Genomic DNA, 3,247 nt, shown 5'->3' on the forward strand with positions numbered 1-3,247 from the left:
CGGAGCACTCCTCGATGCACCACGCGCTCGGTGGTCGGCGTGCTCCTCCACTTCCCGCCGCGCACTCCGTCGGCTAGAATAGGCGCGACCCCAAAACCCGACGGAGGACACCAAGCATGGATCCCAGGCACAAGAGCCGAGCGCTTCTCGAAGGGCCGGATCGCGCCCCGGCGCGCTCGTACTTCAAGGCCATCGGCTTCAGCGACGAGGATCTGAGCCGCCCGCTGGTCGGTGTCGCCCACTGCTGGATCGAGGTGACGCCGTGCAACTGGAACCACCAGAAGCTTGCCGAGAAGGTCAAGGCCGGGGTCCGCGCAGCCGGCGGCACGCCCATCGAGTACAACACGGTCTCGGTGACCGACGGCATCGCGATGGGGACGGAGGGCATGAAGGCGTCCCTGGTGAGCCGCGAGGTGGTGGCGGATTCGGTGGAGCTGGTCGCGCGCGGCCACCTCTTCGACGCGGTGGTGGGGATCTCGGGCTGCGACAAGACCATTCCGGGCATGGTCATGGCGCTGGCGCGGCTGGGTCTGCCCGGGGTGATGCTCTATGGCGGCTCGATCATGTACGGCGAATACAAGGGCCGACGGCTCACCGTCCAGGACGTGTTCGAGGCGGTCGGCGCCTACAACGCCGGCCGGATCCCGAAGGAGGAGCTCCACGGCATCGAGAGCCACGCGTGTCCGGGTGCCGGGGCCTGCGGCGGCCAGTTCACGGCCAACACCATGGCGACCGCGTTCGAGATGCTCGGCATCTCCCCGATGGGGTTCAACGACGTGCCGGCCGAGGACCCACGCAAGGAGGAGGTGGCCTTCGAGACCGGAAAGCTCGTGATGGAGCTCCTGCGCAAAGGGGTCACCCCGCGCCAGCTCCTGACCCGCAACGCCTTCCTCAACGCAATCGCCGGCGCGATGGCCACCGGGGGCTCGACCAACGTCGTGCTCCACCTCCTGGCGGTGGCGCGGGAGGCCGGCGTGCGGCTCTCGATCGACGACTTCGACCGGGTCTCGCGCAGGACGCCGCTCCTGGCCGACCTCAAGCCCGCCGGGCGCTTCACCGCTCCCGAGATGTACCGGGCCGGCGGGATGGCGGTGGTGGCCAGACGGCTCCTCGACGCGGGGCTGCTTCACGCGGATGAGCCGACGGTGACCGGGCGGACGATCGGGGAGGAGGCCCGGGCGGCTCGCGAGACTCCCGGGCAGGAGGTGATCCGGCCCCTGGCCAGCCCGGTCAAGCCGTTCGGCGGGATGGTGATCCTGCGGGGGAACCTGGCGCCCGAGGGTTGCGTGCTGAAGCTGGTCGGCCAGGACCGGATGCTTCACCGGGGTCCGGCCCGCGTCTTCGACCGGGAGGAGGATGCTTTCGCGGCGATCAAGGCCGGGAAGATCAAGGCCGGCGACGTCCTCGTGATCCGCTACGAGGGACCGCGGGGTGGCCCGGGGATGCGCGAGATGCTGGCGGTCACGAGCGCGCTGCAGGGAGCGGGGCTGGGCGCTTCGGTGGCTCTCCTCACCGACGGCCGCTTCTCGGGGGCGACCCACGGCTTCATGGCGGGCCACGTGGCGCCCGAGGCGGCCGCTGGTGGCCCGATCGCCGCGGTGCGCAACGGGGACACGATCGTCTTCGACGTCAAGAAGCGGCGGCTCGACATCGAGCTCGCGGCCGCCGAGCTGCGGAAACGCCTCAAGGTCTGGAAGACGCCGAAGCCCCGCTACACGTGGGGCGTCATGGCCAAGTACGCGCGAATGGTCTCCTCGGCCTCGGAAGGCGCCGTCACCGGCTAGGTCATTTCGGGGGGGTCTCGGAAGACCCCCCCGATGCCCCCCCGTCGTGGCGGCGGCGAAGCCGCCGCTCGGAGCACTCCTCGACGCACCACACGCTCGGTGGCCGGCCCCCGGGAGAAGGTGGCGCGGGCGAGGCCCGTGCTCGGAGCGAAACCTCAACCGTGGGCGGTTGGGCAAGCTGCGGGGCGTGGTTACCCCGACAGCCTCCTAAATTAAATTAGGTCATTTCGGGGGATCTCGCAGCCCCCCTCCGAAGCCCTACTCCTGGCCCTGGAGGATCAGCTTGACGACCTCGGGCGTGATCTCGCGCGCCCGCTGGTCGAGTTCGGCCTCCGTCAGGTTGGCGACCGGATGGGGCATGACGAGGAACCGGTAGTACGGCAGGCCCCACTGCTCGGCCATGGCCCGCCCGGTCACCTCGAAGACGTCGGTCACGATCGCCGCCGAGGGGACACCCGCCTTCTCCAGCAGGATTCCGTCGAGCACACTGCCCGACGAGCAGGACCCTCAGTCGCCGATCCCGGCCACCATGACGTCGCAGGTCCGCCGGAGCTCCTCGATGATCTCCTCATGGGCCGGAACGCTCGAGTTGCGCTTCCGCCACATGCGGGTCTCGGCGGCGCCGTAGTCGGCCTTGAGGAGGTCGCCGATCTTCTGGAGCAGCCGGTCCGAGTTGAACTTGGTGTTCTCGATCAGCCCGATGCGCTTGCCCTGAAGCGAGTCGGGGCGCGGCGTGTAGGCGACCGGTTGGGCCCCCGCGTCGCCGGGGCTCACCGTCGGGTCGAGGATCTCGATCATCGCTTGACCTCCTTGGTGACGGCCCGGGAAGAGCGTTTGCTGCTCCAGCCGGGGATGTAGGCCGAGAAGGCGCCCGCCCGTCCGCCGGCCGCCACCACCAGGATGTCGTCCGGCGACTCCACCAGTGGGCGCAGGCGCGCGTCGTCGCCCGGGAGGACGGCGCCGGCCATCCGCTGCGTCCGCTTGAGGTGGGCGTGCGAGTTCTGGGTATGCCGGAAGACGAACTCGCGGATCCGCGCCTTGGTCCAGCCGTCCCGGCCGATCGTCCGCATGTGCTCGCCGGCCAGGACCAGCAGGTAGGGCGGCTGCCCCATGACATTGCCCGAGATACGCATGTCGTCGCAGAGGGTCGTCAGGATGCCCTCGGCGGTGGCGGAGAGCTGATTGTAGAACTGGTGGGGCGCTTCGGCCGCCATGACGGTCACCGCGCTCTGCTCGGGCAGGAAGCCGCGCTCCACGTGGAGCGGCGGCCAGGGGCTCTCGGCCTCGTTCTCGGCGATCACGTACGAGAGCTTGCCGGGGTGCCCGAGCGTCCCGCGATCGAGCGGGCCCGGCCGCGAGCCGCAGACGTTCCGCATGACGAGTCGCACCGCCCGCCCGATGGTCAGATTCGCGCGCCAGCCCGGGCCGAACAGGTTGTCACCGGCGTTGATGTCGAGCTCCCG

At 70.1% G+C, this 3,247-nt stretch carries 4 protein-coding genes; 1 reads left to right on the forward strand and 3 read right to left on the reverse strand.

Going from position 1 to position 3,247, the window contains the following annotated elements:
• Positions 1-116 precede the first annotated feature (116 nt).
• Complete coding sequence (ilvD, locus tag VGW35_06530; protein HEV8307308.1) at positions 117-1,784, forward strand: dihydroxy-acid dehydratase; 1,668 nt, start codon at positions 117-119, stop codon at positions 1,782-1,784.
• A 258-nt stretch (positions 1,785-2,042) separates the two neighbouring features.
• On the opposite strand, the gene VGW35_06535 is transcribed toward ilvD, so the two are convergent.
• From VGW35_06535 to VGW35_06545, 3 genes are all read right to left on the reverse strand, one after another.
• The gene (locus VGW35_06535) at positions 2,043-2,270 is read right to left on the reverse strand and encodes a hypothetical protein (protein ID HEV8307309.1); all 228 of its coding nucleotides are present in this window, start codon (positions 2,268-2,270) and stop codon (positions 2,043-2,045) included.
• Between the two features lie 21 nt (positions 2,271-2,291).
• Positions 2,292-2,582 (reverse strand): hypothetical protein, encoded by a 291-nt coding sequence (locus VGW35_06540; protein HEV8307310.1) that lies wholly within the window; start codon positions 2,580-2,582, stop codon positions 2,292-2,294.
• Positions 2,579-3,247: hypothetical protein (locus VGW35_06545; protein ID HEV8307311.1), on the reverse strand; the 669-nt coding region annotated here is incomplete at its 5' end. The genes VGW35_06545 and VGW35_06540, both read right to left, overlap by 4 nt.

It is taken from the genome of Candidatus Methylomirabilota bacterium, from assembly GCA_036005065.1.
GTDB lineage: Bacteria > Methylomirabilota > Methylomirabilia > Rokubacteriales > DASRDR01 > DASYQW01.

Bases quoted from the DNA above. Each gene is read 5' to 3' on its own strand.
- ilvD (HEV8307308.1), top strand. From the start codon at position 117: ATGGATCCCAGGCACAAGAGCCGAGCGCTTCTCGAAGGGCCGGATCGC.
- VGW35_06540 (HEV8307310.1), bottom strand. From the start codon at position 2,582: ATGATCGAGATCCTCGACCCGACGGTGAGCCCCGGCGACGCGGGGGCC.